The sequence below is a fragment of the Nocardiopsis sp. NRRL B-16309 genome (assembly GCF_001279585.1).
Taxonomy (GTDB): domain Bacteria; phylum Actinomycetota; class Actinomycetes; order Streptosporangiales; family Streptosporangiaceae; genus Nocardiopsis.
On sequence record NZ_LGEC01000089.1, the window covers coordinates 18940 to 41218 of the forward strand.

The following is a 22279-nucleotide window of genomic DNA, read 5'->3' on the forward strand; positions in this document are numbered from 1 at the left end:
AGAGCGTGGCGATCAATCCTGACTACCTCGGCCGGGAGTACCCCGCGCCGGAGGTCTACGAGGTGACCCGGGGCAAGATCCGCGAGTTCGCCGAGGCGGTCAACGACCCCAACCCGGTCTACGTCGACCGGGCGGCGGCCAAGGCCGCGGGCCACCCCGACGTGATCGCGCCCCCGACCTTCCCGGTCATCCTGGGCATGGCCGGCTCAGCGCAGGCGATCGCCGACCCCGCGCTCGGCGTCGACTTCTCGCGCGTCGTGCACGGCGACCAGAGCTTCCACTACACGCGTCCGCTGCACGCGGGCGACGTGCTCAGCGCCGTCACCCGCATCACCGGGATCAAGTCCCTCGGCGGCAACGAGCTGCTCACCCTGGAGACGGTCGCCACGGCCGACGACGGCGAGCACGTCGTCACCACGAGCATGATGCTCGTGGTCCGTGGCGAGTAGAGCCACTTCGAGCACTTCGAGCACCAGGAACGCGAGGTACGTGACCGTGAGCAGCAGGCTGCGCCACGCCGACGTCGAGGTCGGCACCGAACTCCCCGAGCGGACCTTCCCGGTCCGCCGCCTGGACCTGGTCCGCTACGCGGGCGCCTCCGGCGACTTCAACCCCATCCACTGGAACGAGCGCTTCGCCAAGTCGGTCGGTCTGCCGGACGTCATCGCGCACGGCATGTTCACCATGGCCGAGGCGGCGCGGGTGCTCACCGACTGGACCGGGGACCCCGGCTGCGTCGTCGACTACTCCGTGCGCTTCTCCGCGCCGGTGGTGGTCCCCGACGACGACGAGGGGGCCGAGATCACCGTGGGCGGGAAGGTCAAGGCCAAGAACGACGACGGGACGGTCGCCGTCCTACTGACCGCACGCTCCGGCGGCGCGAAGGTCCTGGTGCAGGCCAAGGCCCTCGTGCGCCTGGCCTGAGCGCGCCCAGCACAGCGAAGCGATGAGGTAACACCGTGTCCGCAGTCCACGAAGCCACCGCCCCCGAGGAACGAGCGCTGCTCGCCGACTACACGACCCTCGGGCTGGGCGGCCCCGCCAAGACCATGGTCGTGGCGGGCGGTACCGACGATCTGGTCGCGGCGGTCGCCGCCGCCGACGCCGCGGGCGAGCCCGTCCTGGTCCTGGGCGGCGGGAGCAACCTGGTGGTCGCCGACGACGGCTTCCCGGGGACCGTGGTCCACGCCGACGCGCGGGGCATGTGGTTCGAGGAGGCGGGTACCGACGCCCGGGAGGGCGAGGACGTCGTCCTGCTGCGGGCCGAGGCCGGTGTGGAGTGGGACCCCCTCGTCGAGCGCACCGTCGCCGAGGGCCTCAGCGGGATCGAGTTCCTGTCCGGGATCCCCGGGCGGGTGGGCTCCACCCCCATCCAGAACGTCGGCGCCTACGGCCAGGACGTGAGCCAGACCGTCCGCGAGGTCCTGGTCTACGACCGCACGACCGGTGAGCGCCGCGTCATGGGCAACGCCGACTGCGGGTTCACCTACCGGGACAGCGTCTTCAAGGGCGACGACCGGTACGTGGTCTGCGAGGTCGTCTTCGCCCTGCGCCGGTCGCCGCTCAGCCGCCCCATCCGCTACGCCGAGGTCGCCCGCGCCCTGGGCACCGAGGCCGGGGCCCGGGTGCCGCTGGAGCAGGCCAGGGAGACCGTTCTCGGACTGCGCCGGGGCAAGGGCATGGTCCTGGACCCCGCCGATCCCGACACGCGCAGTGCCGGTTCCTTCTTCACCAACCCGGTGCTGAGCGCCGCCGAGTTCGACGCCGTGCGGGAGCGCGCCGCCGCGCTGCTGGGCCCCGGCACGGAGGTTCCGGGCCACCCGGACGCCGACGGCCGGGTCAAGCTGTCCGCCGCCTGGCTGATCGACCGGGCCGGGTTCACCAAGGGCTACGGCGACGGCCCGGCCCGCATCTCCGGCAAGCACACGCTCGCGCTGACCAACCCCGGGGGCGCGAGCACCCGGGACCTGCTGGAGCTGGCCCGCGAGGTCCGCGCCGGGGTGGAACGGGCGTTCGGCGTCCGCCTGGTCAACGAGCCGGTCATGGTGGGCGTGTCGCTGTAGCGCCTCGCAAACGTCAGAATTCTGCCGCGCCTAATTTCTCAGTTAGGCGCGGCGAACTTGTTTTTGCGGGCTAGCTGATAATTCGATTGGACTGTGCAATGAATTGCGCATCCGCCATTCTTTGCTAAAGTCGGACCAGTCGAAGGGGAGTAGTCCCCAATCCGTGCGATCGACACACTGGCCGTCCGTCGGCCCGGTCGCACGAGCCCACTCCGGCCGCGTGACCTGGGCTTTCCAGTCCTGGTCGTCGCCGGTTCCGGCTCCCGGACCGTTCCGGCGAGGCATCGGAGTGAAGGCGGACGAGACCTTTGACCCGGTAGGAAACGACCGGGTTGGAGGGGCGTCCACCGCCTCCTTCCGCCCCAGAGCACCTCTGAAGCGAGGAGGAGGATTCGTGACCGCGTTCTCCATGGGCCTGGTGGTCAGCGCCCTCGCCATCTTCGTCGCGGAAATGGGTGACAAGACCCAGCTCGTCGCGATGTCCCTGGCGACGCGCCACCGCGTGCTCACCGTCCTGCTCGGCATCACCGCCGCCACCGCGCTCGTGCACGTGGCGAGCGTCTTCGTCGCCGAGGTGCTGGGCTCCGCGATCCCCACGGACTGGGTGACGCTCATCGCCGGCCTGGCGTTCCTGATCTTCGGCTTCTGGACCCTGCGCGGCGACGAGATGACGCCGAAGGACGAGGCGCGCGCGGCGTCCCGGCGGATCCGCTCGGGGTTCGCCACGGTGTTCGTGGTCTTCCTCGTGGCCGAACTCGGCGACAAGACGATGCTCGCCACCATCACCGTCGGCACGCAGTACCACTGGCTGCCGGTGTGGATCGGCTCCACGGTCGGCATGGTCGCCGCGGACGCCATCGCCATCGCCATCGGCGCCGTCCTCGGCAAGAAGCTCCCGGAACGGGCCATCCAGGTCGGGGCCGCCGCGCTGTTCTTCGTCGCCGGCACCGCCATGGTCGGCCAGGGCGCGTGGATGCTGCTGGCGTAGGGCGAGTGTCCGCGGAACACGCCCTGGGGAAGGCCGGGGCCGCGGACCGGGGTCCAGGATCCGGGCCCGAGGAGTGCCTACGACTCCGGCGGGGCGGCCAGCCAGGCGTCGACCCCCGACAGGAGGTCCTTCTTGAGGGAGTCCGGGGCGCCCGAGCCACGGATGGACATCCGGGCGAGCTCGGCCAGTTCGTCGTCGCCGAAGCCGAAGACCTCGCGGGCCAGCCGGTACTGCTCCTCCAGGCGGGGGCCGAAGAGCAGGGGGTCGTCGGTGCCCAGCGCGATGGGCACGCCCGCGTCGAAGAGCCGGCGCAGCGGCAGGTGCTCCATCTCGTTGTACACGCCCAGACCGATGTTGGACGTGGGGCAGATCTCCAGCGTGACGCCCTGCGTGGCGATCCGTTCCACCAGGTGCGGGTCCTCCACCGCCCGGACCCCGTGGCCCACCCGGTCCGCGTTGAGCTCGTCCAGGCACTCCCGGATGCTCGTGGGCCCCTGGAGCTCGCCCCCGTGCGGGGCCGAGAGCAGCCCGGCCCGTCTGGCGATCCGGAACGCCGCCTCGAACTCGCGGGCGCGCCCCCGCCGCTCGTCGTTGTTGAGGCCGAAGGACACCACTCCGCGGCCCGCGTACTGCTTCGCCAGCCGGGCCAGGGCCCTGGCGTCCAGCGGGTGCCGCGTGCGGTTGGCCGCCACCATCAGGCCGATCGACACGCCCGTGTCGTGCTCGGCAGCACGGGCGGCGTCCAGGATCAGCTCCAGGGTGGCGGTCAAGCCGTCGAACAGTGCGGCGTACCCGCTCGGATCGACCTGGATCTCCAGCCAGGACGACCCCGCGGCCCGTTCGTCCTCGGCGGCCTCGCGCAGGAGGCGGTACATGTCCTCCGGGCGGCGCAGGACCGAGCGGGCGATGTCGTACAGGCGCTGGAAGCGGAACCAGCCGCGTTCGTCCGTGGCCCGGAGCCGGGGAGGCCACTCCGTCACCAGGGCCTGGGGGAGGTGGATCCCGTGCTCGCCGGCCAGTTCGACCATGGTCGAGTGCCGCATCGAGCCGGTGAAGTGCAGGTGCAGGTGCGCTTTGGGCAGCCGGTCCAATCGGCGGGCGCTGATCGGTGTCTCCATGACGTGAGTCTGCCTCATACGGGGACCCCGTGGGGGCGGGAACCGCGAGAGCGCCCCCACGGGGGCGCTCCCGTGCGGTCACGCCAGCAGCTTCTGGATCCGGCCGACGCCCTCGGCCAGGTCCTCGTCGCTCAGCGCGTAGGACAGGCGCAGGTAGCCCGGGGTCCCGAAGGCCTCGCCCGGGACCACGGCGACCTCGGCCTGCTCCAGGATGAGTTCGGCCAGCTCCGCGGAGGTCTGCGGCCGCCTGCCGCGGATCTCCCGGCCCAGCAGCCCCTTGACCGAGGGGTAGGCGTAGAAGGCGCCCTGCGGCTCCGGGCAGAGGACGCCGTCGATGTCGTTGAGCATGCGCACGATCGTCCGACGGCGGCGGTCGAAGGCCTCCCGCATCCTCTCCACGGCCGCGAGGTCGCCCGAGACGGCCGCCAGCGCGGCGGCCTGGGAGACGTTCGCGACGTTGGAGGTGGCGTGCGACTGCAGGTTGCCCGCCGCCTTCACGACGTCCTCGGGGCCGATGATCCACCCCACGCGCCAGCCGGTCATGGCGTAGGTCTTGGCCACACCGTTGACGACGACCGTGCGGTCGGCGATCCCGGGGACCTCCACGGGCAGGGAGGTGAACTCCGCGTCACCGTAGACCAGGTGCTCGTAGATCTCGTCGGTGAGGACCCACAGCCCGTGGCCCTCGGCCCAGCGGCCGATGGCGCGGACCTGCTCGCGCGGGTAGACGGCCCCGGTCGGGTTGGACGGGGAGACGAACACCAGGACCTTGGTCCGCTCGGTGCGCGCGGCCTCCAGCTGCTCCACCGAGGCCAGGTAGCCGGTGCTCTCGTCGGTGACGACGTAGACGGGGACGCCGCCGGCCAGCTTGATGGACTCGGGGTAGGTGGTCCAGTACGGGGCGACGACGATGACCTCGTCGCCCGGGTCGAGCATGGCGGCGAAGGCCTCGTAGATCGCCTGCTTGCCGCCGTTGGTGACCAGGACCTGGGCGGGCCCCACCTCGTAGCCGGAGTCGCGCGCGGTCTTCTCCGCGATCGCCTTCCGCAGCTCGGGCAGTCCGCCGGCCGGCGTGTAGCGGTGGAACCGGGGCTCGCGGGCGGCCGCGACGGCGGCCTCGACGATGTAGTCCGGAGTCGGGAAGTCCGGCTCGCCCGCGCCGAAGCCGATGACGGGGCGGCCCTCCGCCTTCATGGCCTTGGCCCTGGCGTCCACGGCCAGGGTGGCGGACTCGGAGATGGCACCGATACGTGCGGAGATACGGGGTCGGTCAGTCATGGCTCCATGGTGGCACGCGGTGCCCCGATCGGCGGGGAGACCGGGCGGCCCGTACACGCGAAGGGGTGACGGCGCACACGGCGTTCTGGGATCATCGGGACCGATCCGGCGAACCCCCACGGAAGCGGTGCCATGGCCCCTCTGAGCGACGCGGACCCCACCCGTATCGGCCCCTACCGCTTGCACGGGCGCCTCGGGCTGGGCGGCATGGGGCAGGTGTTCCTGGGGCGTTCCCCCGGCGGGCGCATGGTCGCGGTCAAGGTCGTGCGCCCCGAACTGGCCGGGGACCCCGACTTCCGGCGCCGGTTCGCCACCGAGGCCGCCGCCGCCCGGAAGGTCGGCGGTTTCTATACCGCGCAGGTCGTGGACGCCGACCCGGAGGGCGACCCGCCGTGGCTGGCCACCGCCTACATCCCGGGGCCCTCGCTGCACCAGGCCGTGACGGGCCACGGCCCGCTGCCGCTGGAGTCGGTGGCCGTGCTCGGCGCGGGCCTGGCCGAGGGGCTGGCGGCGGTGCACGCGAGCGGGGTGGTGCACCGCGACCTCAAGCCGGCCAACGTGATCCTGGCCGAGGACGGGCCGCGACTGATCGACTTCGGGATCGCCCGCGCCCTCGACACCACGTCGTACACCCGTACGTCCACGGTGCTGGGCACGGCCGCGTTCATGTCCCCCGAGCAGGCGACGGGGGAGAGGGCCGTCGGTCCCGAGTCCGACGTGTTCTCGCTGGGGTGCGTACTCGCCTACGCGGCCACGGGCCGCGGCCCCTTCGGCGACGGCCCCGTCCACGCCGTGGTCTACCGGGTCGTCCACACACCGCCCGACCTGGCTGGCCTGCCGCCGGAACTGGCCGACGTGGTCGGCGCCTGCCTGGCCAAGGAACCCGGGGCCCGGCCCGCGGTGCGGGAGGTCCTGGACCGGCTCGCCGCGCTGAGCGAGGGGATCGGTCCCGGACGGTGGCTGCCGGAGGAGCTCACCCAGGTCGTCACCGAGCGGCGGACACTGGTGGCGACGGCGGTGGGGCCTGCGCCCGAGGGCACGCCCGCTCCGGCGTCCCCTTCGTCGTCCCGGCCGTCCAGTGGGCCCACGCCAGGGATGGAGACCCCGACGTCGCCTCCGGCGCCGTCCGGTCCGACCCTGCTGGCGCAAGAGCGCCGGCGCGCGAGCGGCGGCACCCCGCCGCACCCGGCAGACGGGTACCGGCTGGCGATCTACGTGCTGCTCGGCCTCATCGTTGTGCTCGCGGTGACCACCGTGGGCCTGCACGTGCACTTCCACCGGGTCATGGGCAGTCCTGCGGAGTACACCCCCTTTCTCTATTCGTGCCAGGTCCTCGTCCACGCGGCACTGGCGGTGGCCTGGTTGCTCTGGTTCTCACGGGTGCGCGCCGTCGCCGAAGGGTTCGCACCCGGCAGGCTGCGCTACAGCCGGTCGGCGGCGGTGTGGGGTTGGTTCGTACCTGTGGGCAACCTCTTCCTGCCGAAGCAGATCAGCGATGACATGTGGCACGCTTCAAGTCCCTCCGGCGAGGCGATGGCTCCAGCGGGGCTCCTGCACACGTGGTGGGTCTTGTGGCTGGCCGTCTTCCTGACCTGGCCGGTCCTCTTTCCCGATCCGGTACTGGAGAACGCCTTCTGGCATGAAACCGCTCCCTTCCTGTTCCGGCTCCGGAGCTACCTCGGCGCCCAGGCACTGACCGTGGCGGCGGCGGTCGCCGCCTTCCTCTTCGTGCGCCGTCTGACCACCATGCAGGCGGCCAGGCTCGACTCCTGACCCGGTGTCCGCGGAAAGCGGTTTGGCCGGAGTGGGCGGTTGGGCTTAGACTCTCTCGCGCCGGTCGGTCGTGGCCAGGGTGTTACATGGTTCACGGTGTGCGTACCTCGTGCGGACCGGCTATGGTGGGGAACGCAGTTTCCGCTAAGGGCAGTGGCTCAATTGGCAGAGCACCGGTCTCCAAAACCGGCGGTTGGGGGTTCGAGTCCCTCCTGCCCTGCACGTTCGCAAGCCCGGTGCGCCCAGGCGCACCGGGCCACAGGCCAAGGAACAACGGGGACATCGAGCAGCCCGCGACCCTAAGGACCCCAGGTGACTCAGACTGACGCCGACGCCAAGCCCCACAAGGAGCCCAAGCGTCGCACGGGTCCGGTGGACTTCGTCAAGCAGGTCGTCGGAGAGCTGCGCAAGGTCCGTTGGCCCACGCGCCGGGAGCTGGTGACCTACACCATCGTCGTCCTGGTGTTCGTGGTGATGATCCTGGCCTACGTCTCCCTTCTGGACTTCGCCTTCGGTGAGGCCGTGACCTGGCTCTACTCCACCCTCGGCCGTCCCGCCGGGGTCTAGGCCGCCACCCGTGGAACGCCGCTCGCCATGAGCGGCGGCCACGGCGTCCGCCCTCCGGCCGCCGGCTCCCTCCTCGTCCGCGCGTTGGTCCCGCTCCGCCCGGAAAGACCGTAAGCTGGCAGAACCGGGTTCGACGTGGAGCGCTGTTCGGCGTGCGTCGACCCGCACTAGCGAATCCGACGAGAGAAAGAGCAGCCGTGTCCGAGTCCCCACTGACCTCTGACGACTTCCCCGAAGAGGAGCCGGATCAGTCGTCGGCGGATGAGACCGGCCTGGGCGAGCCTGTCGAGGAGCCTTCGGAGGTCGCGGCCGAGTCCGGCGCGACCGAGGAGGACACCGACGTCGAGAGCGTCGAGTCCGCCGAGCCGACGGAGACCGAAGAGCCCCGGCTGGACCCCGTCGAAGAGTTCAAGAACGAGCTTGTCCTGCTCCCCGGCGACTGGTACGTCGTGCACACCTACGCGGGCTACGAGAAGCGGGTCAAGGCCAACGTCGAGAGCCGTACGCAGTCGCTCAACATGGAGGACTACATCTTCCAGGTCGAGGTGCCCGAGCACGAGGTCACCGAGGTCAAGAGCGGCAAGCGCCAGCAGGTCACCGAGAAGGTCCTGCCCGGCTACGTGCTGGTCCGCATGGACCTCACCGACGAGTCGTGGTCGGCCATCCGCAACACCCCCGGTGTGACCGGATTCGTGGGCCTGTCCAACAAGCCCGCCCCGCTGAGCCTCACCGAGGTCGCCAAGCTCCTGGCGCCCGAGCCCGAGGTGGAGCCGGAGCAGGCGCAGCAGGCCAAGGGCGGCGGTGTCTCCGAGGCGCGTTCCGACGTGGCCTACGAGGTCGGCGAGTCCGTCACCGTGATGGAGGGCCCGTTCGCCACGCTGCCCGCCACCGTCAGCGAGATCAACCCGGACACCCAGAAGCTCAAGGTGCTCGTGTCGATCTTCGGCCGCGAGACCCCGGTCGAGCTCTCCTTCACCCAGGTCGCCAAGATCTGATCGGTCCCGCCCGGGCACCTGCCCGGGACGCGTAGACTTGGTGGGTCCGCCTTCGGGCGGACCCACTCCAGCACCCCGCTCCGGCGGGGTGTACTCCGGTCCGCCCGGTCCCGGCGGGCCGTCGCTCCCGTGTCCCGAACACGGGGCGCGCCCTCTTCGGCACCGGCGTCGGCCGCGTCCAGCACGGATGCCCGACGCCGTACAGGGAGGGCGGGGACCAGCTCACACCGCACATCAGGCAAAGGACCCGATATGCCTCCGAAGAAGAAACTGGCCGCACTCGTCAAGGTGCAGCTCCCCGCCGGTCAGGCGACCCCGGCGCCGCCCGTCGGTACCGCGCTCGGTCCGCACGGCGTCAACATCATGGACTTCTGCAAGCAGTACAACGCTGCCACGGAAGCCCAGCGCGGCAACGTCATCCCCGTAGAGATCTCCATCTACGAGGACCGTTCCTTCAGCTTCGTCACCAAGACGCCGCCGGCGCCCAAGCTGATCCTCAAGGCGGCCGGCCTGGACAAGGCCGCCACCACCCCGGGGCGCGGCAACGCCGGTTCCATCACCGCCGAGCAGGTCCGCGAGATCGCGCAGACCAAGCTGCCGGACCTCAACACCACCGACATCGAGGCCGCCGCCAAGATCGTCGCCGGCACCGCCCGCTCGATGGGCATCGAGGTCAAGTAGTCCCCCACCGGGGCGCTCGACGAACAGAACCACCGTGGCAGGGCCAGGCGCTGGCCCACCGACCACACGTTCCCTCAAGGAGAACAGCGTGAAGCGCAGCAAGAACCACCGCAAAGCCAGCGAGCTGGTGGACCGTGACAAGCTCTACAGCCCCGCCGAGGCCGTGAAGCTCGCCAAGGACACCTCCACCACCAAGTTCGACCCGACCGTCGAGGTCGCCCTGCGCCTGGGCGTCGACCCGCGCAAGGCCGACCAGATGGTCCGCGGCACCGTGAACCTGCCCAACGGCACCGGTAAGACCGCCCGGGTCCTGGTCTTCGCGACCGGTGACCGTGCGGAGCAGGCTCGCGCCGCCGGAGCGGACTACGTCGGTGACGACGACCTCGTCCAGGAGATCCTCAACGGTTTCCTCGACTTCGACGCCGTCGTGGCCACCCCGGACCTCATGGGCAAGGTCGGCCGCCTCGGCCGCGTGCTCGGTCCGCGCGGCCTCATGCCCAACCCCAAGACGGGCACCGTCACCCCGGACGTCGCCAAGGCCGTCACCGAGATCAAGGGCGGCAAGATCGAGTTCCGCGTCGACCGCCACGGGAACCTGCACTTCATCATCGGCAAGCTGTCGTTCGACGAGAGCAAGCTGCTGGAGAACTACCAGGCCGCGATCGACGAGGTGAACCGCATCAAGCCGTCCGCCGCCAAGGGCCGCTACATCAAGAAGGCCGTGGTCACCACGACCATGGGTCCGAGCATCCCGCTCGACGCCTAGTCTTCGCGAGGCCGAACGGCCCCCGGATCCCGTGCGGGATCCGGGGGCCGTCGTCGTTCGACCGTGTCGGCGGTGATGGCGCTAGAGGTCGGTGATCTCGTCCTCGGCGGGCATCTCGAAGGAGGTCTCGCCCAGCAGGGAGTAGACCATCGAGACGTCGGAGACCTCGTCACTGAAGTCCATGCGCATGGGGAAGCCGTCGTCGCTGATCCAGATGGCCACGTCCATGGCGTCGTCGACGCCGCCGACGAGCTCGTTCAGGGCGCTGCGCTGGTCGTCCTCCACCGCCTCCAGGTCCTCGGGGGTGAACGACCCCTCCAGGACGGTGGTCGAGACCCCGTCGACCTCCTCGGTCCCGGTCTCCTCCATCGTGTCGATCGAGGCGACCGCGCCCGCGACCTTGGGAAGCTCGGAGGTGTCGAACATGTTCTCGGTGACGGGCTGCTGGCCCTCACCCGCGGTGCCGCGGGCCCAGGCGGTGTCGACCTCCTGGAGGCCGTTGTGGTTCGACACCAGCATCTCGCCCTCGGCGGGCACGATGACGATCGAGGTGCTCAGCTCCTCGGTGCTCAGGTCCGAGCCGGAGCCGCCCAGCTCGGCGAGCTCGGCGAGCATCTCGCCCATGGCCGGCATGAACACGGTCACCTGAGCGGCCTGCGGGTCGGCCATCACCTCGTACGTGAAGGTCATCTCCGTCTCGCCGAGCTCGGGGTCGGTCGAGGTGATGTCCATGTCGAGGGTGTAGTTGTCGACGGCCTCGGTGCGGGAGGCGAGGTCGCCGAGCAGCTCCAGGACGCCGGCGCTGCCGCTCTCGCCCTCGTCCGCGGCGGCGTCGGACGGGGTGCCCTCCGGCTCCTCCTCAGGGGCGCCACAGGCGCTCAGAGCGAGGGCGAGGGTCATGGAGCCGGCGGCGAAGAGGCCCGGCTTGGTGGTCTTCACGGGAGATTCGCTTTCTCGTGTCGGGGGAGGGGCACGTCGGCGAGCGGGGATGCCCACTACCGTCACATGGTGGCACGTGCGGAGGACGAACCCGACCGAAGGGGACGCCGGGGCGGCGGGCGCGGTCGCGCGGCGGGGGTGAGGCACGCCTCGTCCACGGGCGCCGATTCCGGTGTGCGAAGGACGCCCGCCGTCCGGTACGCTGGGTTCTTGCCGAAGACCGCTGGTCGTCACCCGAACGGGTGACCTAAGGACCCATCCGCGATGGGCGCCCGCGCAGGTGTCACTCAAGCTTTCCCGTTCCGGGGGCGCATGCCCCGAGCGAACGCGGATGTGCCCCGTGCGCCTCGCGCTCGGGGCTTTCTCTCGTGCTGACGCCGATCGCGTGAGTCCTTGGGGACCAACCAGCGTTCACTGTTGGAAGGAGTCCCATGGCGAGGCCGGACAAGGCAGCTGCGGTCGCCGAACTCACGGACGAGTTCCGTGAGTCGAACGGCGCCGTGCTGACCGAATACCGGGGGCTCAGTGTGGCTCAGCTCACCGAGCTGCGCCGTAGCCTCGGCCAGAACGCGCGTTTTCGCATCGTCAAGAACACGCTGACCAAGATCGCGGCGAACCAGGCGGGTCTGGAGGAGCAGGTCAAGGACCTGTTCGAGGGACCGTCCGCCATCGCCTTCGTCCACGGCGACGTGGTCGAGGCCGCCAAGGGTCTGCGTGACTTCTCGAAGGCGAACTCGCCGCTGGTGATCAAGGGCGGCGTCATCGACGGCAAGTCGATGAGCGCCGAGGACATCACCAAGCTGGCCGACCTGGAGTCCCGCGAGGTTCTCCTCTCGAAGATGGCCGGTGCGCTCAAGGCCAAGCAGGGCCAGGCCGCCGCCGTCTTCCAGGCGCTGCCCTCCAAGACTGTGCGTCTCGCGCAGGCTCTGGCGGACAAGCGCAACGAGGAAGCCGCTTAAACCCTTTGAACCACGGCGGGTGCCGCGACGGCGCCCGGCCGAAGGCTCGCACGTGACGCCGTCGGGTGCGCGTGTCTGTAGAGAAAGAGAGATCGCATCATGGCGAAGCTCAGCAACGAGGACCTGCTTGCCGCGTTCGAGGAGATGACCCTTCTCGAGCTGTCCGAGTTCGTGAAGCTCTTCGAGGACAAGTTCGACGTCACCGCCGCCGCTCCGGCCGCCGTCGTCGCTGCCCCGGGCACCGGTGGCGGCGCCGCCGAGGCCGCCGAGGAGCAGACCGAGTTCGACGTCATCCTCGAGTCCGCCGGTGACAAGAAGATCCAGGTCATCAAGGAGGTCCGCGGCCTCACGAGCCTGGGCCTCAAGGAGGCCAAGGACCTGGTCGACAACGCTCCGAAGGCTCTGCTCGAGGGCGCCAACAAGGAAGCCGCTGAGAAGGCCAAGGCCGCTCTCGAAGGCGCCGGCGCCACCGTCACCCTCAAGTAGTCCTCCGCGGGGCCCAGAGTCCCGCTGGTCTGCGCACACGCGGCCGTCCCTCCGTCGGGAGGGGCGGCCGTTGTGCTTTTTGGGGCATCCGTGTTTTCTGGGGGCCGCCGCTCGTTCCTCGCTTTGGCCCCGTGCTCGGGGCGCTGGAGGCCAGATGTTCTTCGTCGTCGACTTGCCTTGCTCGTCCCTCGCGGCGGCCCCGTCTCCTCCTGCAGAACACTGGCGCGCCCCTCGCGACACCCCCTGTGGTCCCGCAGGCTGAACGGCCACGTCCAACCCCCTGGTCTTGAGGTGCAGGGGGTCGTGGTGAGCCGTTCCGCTAACCATGACCCCCAGCGGGTTAGGGTTGGCCGCACAGCGTGCCTCAGCCCCAGGGGGTCTATCCGGGCCAAAGCGAGGGACGAGCGGCGGCCCAAAGAAGACACAGGGGTGAGGGGCGTGCCGGTGCCTGCAGGAGGAGTCTCTGCCGCCAGCGAGGAACGAGCCAGGCAGTAGCGACGACGAAGGACCCGGCGTGAAGCGCCCCGAACCCCACACCCTCGTGTGCGAAAGGTCCGTGGGACGCGATAATCTCCCGTCTCGGGTTTCTTGACGGGCTCCGGGGAGAGTGTTTACCCGGTGGGGGCGGGGGAATCCTTCCGGGTGTCCGACGGCTCCCCGAACCCCCTGGGAGCCAGGGCAGGCGCGTTCGCTCAGCCATGGGGCCACAGGCTCCGGATCGGGTCCGAATCCGCCCTCCGGCGAAGATTCGGAGGCCGGTGGGCTTGACGGATCGCCCTTCGCGGGCGATCCTGCCGGTGTCGTGAGTGGTGCTGTGAAGCGTGAGTGGACAGCGGTGTAGTGTTCGGCTACACTGCTCTTTTGCGCTGCCCTTTGGTGATCCCTGTGTCGGAGTACGGCTGCCGCCCATCCCGTTTCGTCTGGACACGGTAGGCCCGTTCCCGCTCGATGTGACCGTCTCAACCGCGTTGCGGCGGTCCTTCTCGTGACGGATCGTCTGGCGTGCGCGCTTCAACCGCCACAAGCCTTCGGAAGGACCCCTGTTGGCAGCCTCGCGCAACGCCTCCGCTGACGCCCTTGGTCCGCACCGCGTTTCATTCGCCCGTATTCAGGAACCACTCGAGGTCCCGAACCTGCTTGCTCTGCAGACCGAGTCGTTCGACTGGCTGCTGGGCAACGACAAGTGGAAGACCCGGGTAGAGACGGCCCGAAACGCTGGCCGCAAGGACGTTCCGGAGCAGTCCGGCCTCGAAGAGATCTTCGAGGAGATCAGTCCTATCGAGGACTTCTCGGGCACGATGTCGCTGTCGTTCCGCGACCATCGGTTCGAGCCGCCCAAGTACTCCGAAGAGGAGTGCAAGGACAAGGACATGACCTACTCCGCCCCGATGTTCGTCACGGCGGAGTTCATCAACAACGACACCGGTGAGATCAAGAGCCAGACGGTGTTCATGGGCGACTTCCCGCTCATGACCGTCAAGGGCACCTTCATCATCAACGGCACCGAGCGCGTCGTCGTGTCCCAGCTGGTCCGCTCCCCGGGCGTGTACTTCGACAAGTCGCTCGACAAGACCTCGGACAAGGACCTCTTCGGCTGCAAGGTCATCCCCTCGCGGGGTGCCTGGCTGGAGTTCGAGGTCGACAAGCGGGACTTCGTCGGCGTCCGCATCGACCGCAAGCGCAAGCAGGGCGTCACCGTCCTGCTCAAGGCGCTGGGCTGGACGACCGACCAGATCCTGGAGCGCTTCGGCCAGTACGAGTCGATCCGCAACACCCTGGAGAAGGACCCGACCGCCGGTACCGACGACGCCCTGCTGGACATCTACCGCAAGCTGCGTCCGGGAGAGCCGCCCACGAAGGAGTCGGCCCAGGCGCTGTTGGAGAACCTCTACTTCAACCCCAAGCGCTACGACCTGGCGAAGGTCGGCCGCTACAAGATCAACAAGAAGCTCGGCCTGGACGCCGACTACACGCAGGGCACGCTGACCGAAGAGGACATCGTCGCCACGATCGACTACATGGTCCGCCTGCACGCGGGCGAGGTGGAGAAGGAGACCGTCCGCGGCCTCCGTCCGATCGAGACCGACGACATCGACCACTTCGGCAACCGCCGCCTGCGCACCGTCGGCGAGCTCATCCAGAACCAGGTCCGCCTGGGCCTGGCCCGCATGGAGCGCGTCGTGCGCGAGCGGATGACGACCCAGGACGTCGAGGCGATCACGCCCCAGACCCTGATCAACATCCGTCCCGTCGTCGCCTCCATCAAGGAGTTCTTCGGCACCTCGCAGCTGTCCCAGTTCATGGACCAGACCAACCCGCTCGCGGGTCTGACCCACAAGCGCCGCCTCTCGGCGCTGGGTCCGGGCGGTCTGTCCCGTGAGCGCGCCGGCTTCGAGGTCCGCGACGTCCACCCCTCGCACTACGGCCGCATGTGCCCGATCGAGACGCCCGAAGGACCGAACATCGGTCTGATCGGCTCGCTCGCCGGGTACGGCCGCGTGAACTCGTTCGGTTTCGTGGAGACCCCCTACCGCCGGGTCGTCGACGGTCGGATCACCGACCAGGTCGACTACCTGACCGCGGACGAGGAGGACCTCTACGTCATCGCGCAGGCGAACACGCCGACCAACCCGGACGGCACCTTCGCCGAGGCCGGCGTGCTCGTCCGCCGTAAGGGCGGCGAGTTCGAGCAGGTCAGCACCGACGAGGTCGACTACATGGACGTGTCGCCGCGCCAGATGGTGTCGGTCGCCACCGCCATGATCCCGTTCCTGGAGCACGACGACGCCAACCGCGCGCTCATGGGTTCCAACATGCAGCGCCAGGCCGTGCCGCTGCTGCGCGCCGAGTCGCCCTTCGTGGGCACCGGCATGGAGTACCGCGCCGCCACCGACGCCGGTGAGGTCGTCCTCAACGAGAAGGCCGGTGTCGTCGAGGACGTCACCGCCGACTACGTCACCGTGATGGCCGACGACGGCACGCGCAAGACGTACCGCATGGGCAAGTTCCAGCGCTCCAACCAGGGCACCTGCTTCAACCAGCGCCCCATCGTCGCCGAGGGCATGCGGGTCGAGGCCAAGCAGGTCCTGGCCGACGGTCCGTCCACGGACCAGGGCGAGATGTCGCTGGGCAAGAACCTCCTCGTGGCGTACATGTCGTGGGAGGGCCACAACTACGAGGACGCGATCATCCTCTCCCAGCGCCTGGTGCAGGACGACGTCCTCTCCTCGATCCACATCGAGGAGCACGAGGTCGACGCCCGTGACACCAAGCTGGGCCCGGAGGAGATCACCCGCGAGATCCCCAACGTCAGCGAGGAGGTCCTGGCCGACCTCGACGACCGGGGCATCATCCGCATCGGCGCCGAGGTCGTCGACGGCGACATCCTCGTCGGCAAGGTCACGCCCAAGGGCGAGACCGAGCTGACCCCGGAGGAGCGCCTGCTGCGCGCCATCTTCGGTGAGAAGGCGCGCGAGGTCCGCGACACCTCCCTGAAGGTGCCGCACGGCGAGACCGGCAAGGTCATCGGCGTCCGCGTGTTCAGCCGCGAGGACGGCGACGAGCTCGCGCCCGGCGTCAACGAGATGGTCCGCGTCTACGTGGCCCAGAAGCGCAAGATCACCGACGGTGACAAGCTCGCCGGCCGTCACGGCAACAAGGGCGTCATCTCCAAGATCCTGCCGCAGGAGGACATGCCGTTCCTGGAGGACGGCACGCCCGTCGACATCATCCTCAACCCGCTGGGCGTGCCCGGCCGGATGAACGTCGGACAGGTGCTGGAGGTCCACCTGGGGTGGCTGGCCAAGAACGGCTGGCTGGTCGAGGGGGCCGAGGAGGCCTGGCAGAAGTCGCTGCACGACATCGGCGCCGCCGAGGTCGAGCCGAACTCCCGCGTCGCGACGCCGGTGTTCGACGGCCTGCGCGGTGACGAGCTGTCCGGCCTGATCCAGTCGGTGCGCCCCAACAAGGACGGCAACCGCCTCATCAACGAGGACGGCAAGGCCCTCCTGTTCGACGGCCGCACCGGTGAGCCCTTCGCCGAGCCGATCTCCGTCGGCTACAAGTACATCCTGAAGCTCCACCACCTCGTGGACGACAAGATCCACGCGCGCTCCACCGGCCCGTACTCCATGATCACCCAGCAGCCGCTGGGCGGTAAGGCGCAGTTCGGCGGCCAGCGCTTCGGTGAGATGGAGGTGTGGGCCCTGGAGGCCTACGGCGCCGCCTACGCCCTCCAGGAGCTGCTCACCATCAAGTCCGACGACGTGGTGGGCCGGGTCAAGGTCTACGAGGCCATCGTCAAGGGCGAGAACATCCCCGAGCCGGGCATCCCTGAGTCCTTCAAGGTGCTCATCAAGGAGATGCAGTCGCTCTGTCTGAACGTGGAGGTGCTGTCCAGTGACGGTATGTCCATCGAGATGCGGGACAGCGACGAGGACGTCTTCCGCGCCGCGGAAGAACTGGGAATCGACCTGGGTCGGCGCGAGCCGAGCAGTGTCGAAGAGGTCTAACTTCCGCATGTTTCGAGAGCAGGGGACGAATTAAGTGCTCGACGTCAACTTCTTCGACGAGCTGCGCATCGGCCTGGCCACGGCCGACGACATTCGCCAGTGGTCGCACGGCGAGGTCAAGAAGCCCGAGACCATCAACTACCGCACCCTGAAGCCCGAGAAGGACGGACTCTTCTGCGAGAAGATCTTCGGCCCGACCCGGGACTGGGAGTGCTACTGCGGCAAGTACAAGCGCGTCCGCTTCAAGGGCATCATCTGTGAGCGCTGCGGCGTCGAGGTGACCCGCGCCAAGGTGCGCCGCGAGCGGATGGGCCACATCGAGCTCGCCGCTCCCGTCACGCACATCTGGTACTTCAAGGGCGTGCCCTCCCGTCTGGGCTACCTGCTGGACCTGGCGCCGAAGGATCTCGAGAAGATCATCTACTTCGCCGCCTACATGGTCACGTGGGTGGACACCGACGCCCGTGAGCGCGACCTCCAGTCCCTGGAGGCGCGGATCTCGGTCGAGAAGCAGCACCTGGAGCAGCGCCGCGACTCCACCATCGAGGAGCGCCACCGCAAGCTGGAGGCCGACCTCGCCGAGCTGGAGGAGCAGGGCGCCAAGGGCGACGCGCGCCGCAAGGTGCGCGAGGGCGCCGAGCGCGAGATGCGCCAGCTGCGCGACCGCGCGCAGCGGGAGATCGACCGCCTCGACGAGGTGTGGAACCGCTTCAAGAACCTCAAGGTCCAGGACCTGGAGGGCGACGAGATGCTCTACCGCGAGATGCGGGACCGCTTCGGGAAGTACTTCCGCGGCGGCATGGGCGCTCAGGCCATCCAGGACCGGCTCGCCAACTTCGAGCTGGACACCGAGGCGGAGAAGCTCCGGGAGACCATCCGCACGGGCAAGGGCCAGAAGAAGGCCCGCGCCCTGAAGCGGCTCAAGGTCGTCTCGGCGTTCCTCAACACCACCAACAGCCCCATGGGCATGGTGCTCGACTGCATCCCGGTCATCCCGCCGGACCTGCGTCCGATGGTGCAGCTGGACGGTGGCCGCTTCGCGACCTCCGACCTCAACGACCTGTACCGCCGGGTGATCAACCGGAACAACCGCCTCAAGCGGCTGCTGGACCTGGGCGCGCCCGAGATCATCGTCAACAACGAGAAGCGGATGCTGCAGGAGGCCGTCGACGCGCTGTTCGACAACGGCCGCCGCGGCCGCCCGGTCACCGGGCCGGGCAACCGTCCGCTCAAGTCGCTGTCCGACATGCTCAAGGGCAAGCAGGGCCGGTTCCGCCAGAACCTGCTCGGCAAGCGCGTCGACTACTCCGGCCGTTCGGTCATCGTCGTCGGCCCGCAGCTGAAGCTGCACCAGTGCGGTCTGCCCAAGCAGATGGCCCTGGAGCTGTTCAAGCCGTTCGTGATGAAGCGCCTGGTCGACCTGAACCACGCGCAGAACATCAAGAGCGCCAAGCGCATGGTGGAGCGGTCCCGTCCGGTCGTGTGGGACGTCCTCGAAGAGGTCATCACCGAGCACCCGGTGCTGCTCAACCGTGCTCCGACGCTGCACCGCCTGGGCATCCAGGCCTTCGAGCCGCAGCTGGTCGAGGGCAAGGCCATCCAGATCCACCCGCTCGTGTGCACGGCGTTCAACGCCGACTTCGACGGTGACCAGATGGCCGTGCACCTGCCGCTGTCCGCCGAGGCCCAGGCCGAGGCGCGGCTGCTGATGCTGGCCACGAACAACATCCTCAAGCCGTCCGACGGCAAGCCCGTGACCATGCCCACCCAGGACATGATCATCGGCCTGTACTACCTGACGACGGAGAAGCCCGGTGCCGCGGGCGAGGGGCGGGCCTTCCGCTCCCCGGCCGAGGCGATCATGGCCTACGACCTGGGCGACCTGGACCTGCAGGCGAAGATCCGCCTGCGGATCGCCGACGGCGCCCCGGCGCCGAAGGACTGGACGCCGCCGGAGGGCTGGGAGCAGGGCGAGCCCTACACCCTGGAGACGACCCTGGGGCGGTACCTCTTCAACGAGGCCACCCCGGTCGACTACCCGTACGTCAACTTCCAGGTGGGCAAGAAGCAGGTCTCGACCCTGGTCAACGACCTGGCCGAGGGCTACCCCAAGGTGCAGGTCGCCACGACCCTGGACGCCCTGAAGGACGCCGGCTACCGCTGGGCCACCCGGTCCGGCCTGACCATCGGCATCGAGGACGTCGTCGCGCCGCCGCGCAAGGCCGAGATCCTCTCCGGATACGACCGCAAGGCCGACAAGATCCAGCGGGAGTTCGACCGCGGTCTCATCACCGACGACGAGCGCCGCCAGGAGCTCACCGAGGTGTGGACCCAGGCCACCGCCGAGGTCGCGCGGAACATGGAGGACAACTTCCCCGCCGACAACCCGGTGTGGATGATGGTCCAGTCCGGCGCCCGTGGTAACCCGATGCAGGTGCGTCAGATCGCCGGTATCCGCGGTCTGGTCTCCAACACCAAGGGTGAGACGATCCCGCGTCCGATCAAGTCCTCCTACCGCGAGGGCCTGTCCGTGCTGGAGTACTTCATCTCCACGCACGGTCAGCGCAAGGGTCTGGCCGACACCGCCCTGCGTACCGCCGACTCGGGTTACCTGACCCGCCGTCTGGTGGACGTCGCGCAGGACGTCATCGTCCGTGAGATCGACTGCGGCACCGACCGGTCGCTGTGGCACGAGGTCGGCGAGAAGAACGCCGCCGGAGTCGTGGTGCGCAAGCACAACGTCGAGAACACCGGTTTCGGCCGCACCCTGGCCGAGGACACCGTGGACGCCGACGGCAACCTGGTGCTGCCCGCGCTGAGCGACACCTCCGAGCAGAACATCGACAAGCTGGTGGCGGCCGGGCTGACCCGGGTGCGCATCCGCTCGTCGCTGACCTGTGAGGCGAAGATCGGTGTGTGCACCACCTGCTACGGCCGCTCCATGGCCACCGGCAAGCCGGTGGACGTCGGTGAGGCGATCGGTATCATCGCGGCCCAGTCCATCGGTGAGCCCGGTACGCAGCTGACCATGCGGACCTTCCACATGGGTGGTTCGGCCGGTCAGGACATCACCCACGGTCTGCCCCGTGTCCAGGAGCTCTTCGAGGCCCGCATCCCCAAGGGTGTGGCCCCGATCTCCGAGATGGAGGGCCGGATCCGGATCGACGACACCGAGAAGAGCCGTAAGATCGTCGTCATTCCCGACGACGGCACGGACGAGATCGCCTACCCGGTGCCGATGCGTGCCCAGCTGCTCGTCAGTGACGGTGACCACGTCACGGTCGGCCAGCAGCTGATCCAGGGTGCGATCAACCCGCACGAGGTTCTCCGTATCCAGGGCCCGCGCGCGGTGCAGCAGCACCTCGTGTCGGAGGTCCAGGAGGTGTACAAGTCGCAGGGTGTGTCCATCCACGACAAGCACATCGAGATCATCGTCCGCCAGATGCTCAAGCGGGTGAACATCCTGGAGTCGGGTGACACCGAGCTCCTGCCGGGTGAGATGGTGGAGCGGCCGAAGTTCGAGCGGATCAACCGCCGCGTCGTCTCCGAGGGCGGTCAGCCCGCGGCCGGACGTCCGGTCCTGCTCGGCATCACGAAGGCGTCGCTGGCCACGGAGTCGTGGCTGTCGGCGGCCTCCTTCCAGGAGACGACCCGGGTGCTCACCGAGAACGCGATCCACGGTAAGAGCGACCCGCTGCTGGGCCTCAAGGAGAACGTCATCATCGGTAAGCTCATCCCGGCCGGTACGGGTATCCCCCAGTACCGCAACATCCGGGTGGAGCCGACCGAGGAGGCGAAGGCTTCGATGTACTCGGTCTCCGGGTACGAGGAGCCGAGCGAGTACACCTTCGGACAGGGCTCGGGCGAGGCCGTCCCGCTGGAGGAGTACGACTTCGGTCCCTACAACAGGTAAGAGCGATTGGCTGAACTGACGGCGGCGGTCAGCCACCCCCGGCTGGGGGTGGTGCCGCCGCCGTTCGCCGTGGTCGGTCCGCACACGGTGGTGTGGACGGGGAGAGGGCGCTGCGGCGCCGGCTGGAGAGCAGGCACACAGTGACTGAAAACGGGGGCGGACGGGGCTCCGGTGCGGCGGATTCGTGGTTCAAGCCGACGGAGAACCGCTACCGCACGCAGTCCGAGTACCAGGACCCGCTCGAGGAAGAGAATGACGACGCGGCGGTCTTCCCGGACAGCGGGGGCTATGCCGGGCTGAGCTCGTCGCGCCCGCCCATGGTGGAGCCGTACCCGGAGGCGCTCGGCGGCCCTCCGCCGGCGGCTCCGCCGTCCACGCACGCCATCTCCTACCCCGGCGCGAGCCAGGCGGCCTTCCAGCCCCTGACCCGCGTGCCCGGGGACCACGACGAGGACCCGGCCCAGGACACGGGGGAGCGGGGGTTCCCCGGTGTGGCCGCGAGCGCCCAGGTGCCGCTGCCGCCGGAGGAGTCGGGTTCGACGGGCGACGAGGTGTGGGGGCGCGACTCCTGGGCTCCGTCCGGCGCGCAGCAGTCGGACTCCGAGGACGCGCCGACCGCGGACGACACCCCGTGGGGCGCTCCGGAGCCGTCGGCCACCGGCGTCTCCTGGAACGCGCCGGAGGGCGCGTCCGCCGATCCGGCGACCGCCGGGTCGGACACGGGGGCGTGGAACCCCGCGCGGGAATCCGGTCCGGGGTGGGACCCGGCCCCGGGATCCGGCGAGGGTTCGTCCTGGCCCGCGTCAGACGGGCCCCTGGGCGGCGTTCCCGGTGCTAGCGCGTCGTGGGACGCGTCCGACGCCCCGGCGGCGGGAGAGCCGCGATGGGACGCGCCGGTGGGCGCCGACCCGAGTCTGGACGGCCCGGTCGGTTCCGACGCGGGCGCCTGGACGCCGGAGCGGCCCGTAGATGACGCGCCGTGGGGTGCGCCGGACGGGGCGACCCTGAACCCGGACTCCGCCGGTTCCGGCCCTGACGCGGATTCGCGTGGCCCGGCCCGGTCGGAGGACTCCGACGCGTGGAATCCCGCACCGTCGGCGGATGACGCCCCGTGGGGTACGCCGTCGCGTACGGACGATGCTCCGTGGAGCGGTCCTGACCAGTCGTGGGACCCGCCGGTGGGCGCCGACCCGAGTCTGGACGGCCCTGTGGCTTCCGACGCGGGCGCCTGGACGCCGGAGC

17 protein-coding genes and 1 tRNA gene are annotated in these 22279 nt (G+C 69.5%); 15 read left to right on the forward strand and 3 right to left on the reverse strand.

Translation table 11 applies throughout. The features are described from left to right. Positions 1–5: 5 nt before the first annotated feature. The 4 genes from ADL05_RS20200 to ADL05_RS20215 all read left to right on the forward strand — a co-directional run bounded on the left by ADL05_RS20200 (position 6) and on the right by ADL05_RS20215 (position 3051). Positions 6–449 carry a MaoC family dehydratase N-terminal domain-containing protein gene (locus ADL05_RS20200; protein WP_053618562.1) on the forward strand — a complete coding sequence of 148 codons (444 nt, stop codon included), beginning with the start codon at positions 6–8 and terminating at the stop codon, positions 447–449. A 46-nt stretch (positions 450–495) separates the two neighbouring features. Continuing rightward, complete coding sequence (locus ADL05_RS20205) at positions 496–924, forward strand: MaoC family dehydratase (protein WP_053618576.1); 429 nt, start codon at positions 496–498, stop codon at positions 922–924. Between the two features lie 35 nt (positions 925–959). Further along, positions 960–2063, forward strand: a complete 1104-nt coding sequence (locus tag ADL05_RS20210; RefSeq protein WP_082376626.1) for a UDP-N-acetylmuramate dehydrogenase — start codon at positions 960–962, stop codon at positions 2061–2063. 394 nt (positions 2064–2457) lie between these two features. Next, positions 2458–3051 (forward strand): TMEM165/GDT1 family protein, encoded by a 594-nt coding sequence (locus ADL05_RS20215; protein WP_053618563.1) that lies wholly within the window; start codon positions 2458–2460, stop codon positions 3049–3051. A gap of 77 nt (positions 3052–3128) precedes the next feature. Here the strand turns inward: ADL05_RS20215 and ADL05_RS20220 are convergent, their stop codons facing one another. Further along, complete coding sequence (locus ADL05_RS20220) at positions 3129–4169, reverse strand: adenosine deaminase (protein ID WP_053618564.1); 1041 nt, start codon at positions 4167–4169, stop codon at positions 3129–3131. A 78-nt stretch (positions 4170–4247) separates the two neighbouring features. Beyond that, on the reverse strand, positions 4248–5447 hold the full coding sequence (locus ADL05_RS20225; RefSeq protein ID WP_053618565.1) for a pyridoxal phosphate-dependent aminotransferase: 1200 nt from the start codon (positions 5445–5447) through the stop codon (positions 4248–4250). 132 nt (positions 5448–5579) lie between these two features. Here ADL05_RS20225 and ADL05_RS20230 point away from each other — a divergent pair, with 132 nt between their 5' ends. The 6 genes from ADL05_RS20230 (at position 5580) to rplA (ending at position 10229) form a co-directional block, all read left to right on the forward strand. Next, positions 5580–7220 (forward strand): protein kinase, encoded by a 1641-nt coding sequence (locus ADL05_RS20230; RefSeq protein ID WP_053618566.1) that lies wholly within the window; start codon positions 5580–5582, stop codon positions 7218–7220. Positions 7221–7367: 147 nt separating this feature from the next. Next, positions 7368–7440: transfer RNA gene (locus ADL05_RS20235), tRNA-Trp, on the forward strand. Between the two features lie 92 nt (positions 7441–7532). Next, a complete protein-coding gene (secE, locus tag ADL05_RS20240) occupies positions 7533–7787 on the forward strand; it encodes a preprotein translocase subunit SecE (RefSeq protein ID WP_053618567.1) in 255 nt (84 codons plus the stop codon). 197 nt (positions 7788–7984) lie between these two features. Further along, complete coding sequence (gene nusG, locus ADL05_RS20245; RefSeq protein WP_053618568.1) at positions 7985–8782, forward strand: transcription termination/antitermination protein NusG; 798 nt, start codon at positions 7985–7987, stop codon at positions 8780–8782. A 252-nt stretch (positions 8783–9034) separates the two neighbouring features. Continuing rightward, complete coding sequence (gene rplK, locus ADL05_RS20250) at positions 9035–9463, forward strand: 50S ribosomal protein L11 (protein WP_053618569.1); 429 nt, start codon at positions 9035–9037, stop codon at positions 9461–9463. An 88-nt stretch (positions 9464–9551) separates the two neighbouring features. After that, a complete protein-coding gene (gene rplA, locus ADL05_RS20255; protein ID WP_053618570.1) occupies positions 9552–10229 on the forward strand; it encodes a 50S ribosomal protein L1 in 678 nt (225 codons plus the stop codon). Between the two features lie 81 nt (positions 10230–10310). Here the strand turns inward: rplA and ADL05_RS20260 are convergent, their stop codons facing one another. Next, positions 10311–11168 (reverse strand): hypothetical protein, encoded by an 858-nt coding sequence (locus tag ADL05_RS20260; protein ID WP_231640832.1) that lies wholly within the window; start codon positions 11166–11168, stop codon positions 10311–10313. Positions 11169–11599: 431 nt separating this feature from the next. Here ADL05_RS20260 and rplJ point away from each other — a divergent pair, with 431 nt between their 5' ends. The 5 genes from rplJ to ADL05_RS20285 form a co-directional block, all read left to right on the forward strand. Beyond that, positions 11600–12127: a 50S ribosomal protein L10 gene (gene rplJ, locus ADL05_RS20265; RefSeq protein WP_053618571.1), complete on the forward strand. Its 528-nt coding sequence runs from the start codon at positions 11600–11602 to the stop codon at positions 12125–12127. Positions 12128–12226: 99 nt separating this feature from the next. After that, on the forward strand, positions 12227–12613 hold the full coding sequence (rplL, locus tag ADL05_RS20270; protein ID WP_053618572.1) for a 50S ribosomal protein L7/L12: 387 nt from the start codon (positions 12227–12229) through the stop codon (positions 12611–12613). Between the two features lie 1043 nt (positions 12614–13656). Then, on the forward strand, positions 13657–17124 hold the full coding sequence (gene rpoB / locus ADL05_RS20275) for a DNA-directed RNA polymerase subunit beta (protein ID WP_053618573.1): 3468 nt from the start codon (positions 13657–13659) through the stop codon (positions 17122–17124). Positions 17125–17158: 34 nt separating this feature from the next. After that, positions 17159–21037, forward strand: a complete 3879-nt coding sequence (locus ADL05_RS20280; protein ID WP_053618574.1) for a DNA-directed RNA polymerase subunit beta' — start codon at positions 17159–17161, stop codon at positions 21035–21037. A 140-nt stretch (positions 21038–21177) separates the two neighbouring features. Next, positions 21178–22279, forward strand: a 1102-nt coding sequence (locus tag ADL05_RS20285; protein WP_369800982.1) for a hypothetical protein, incomplete at its 3' end; no start/stop codon positions are given.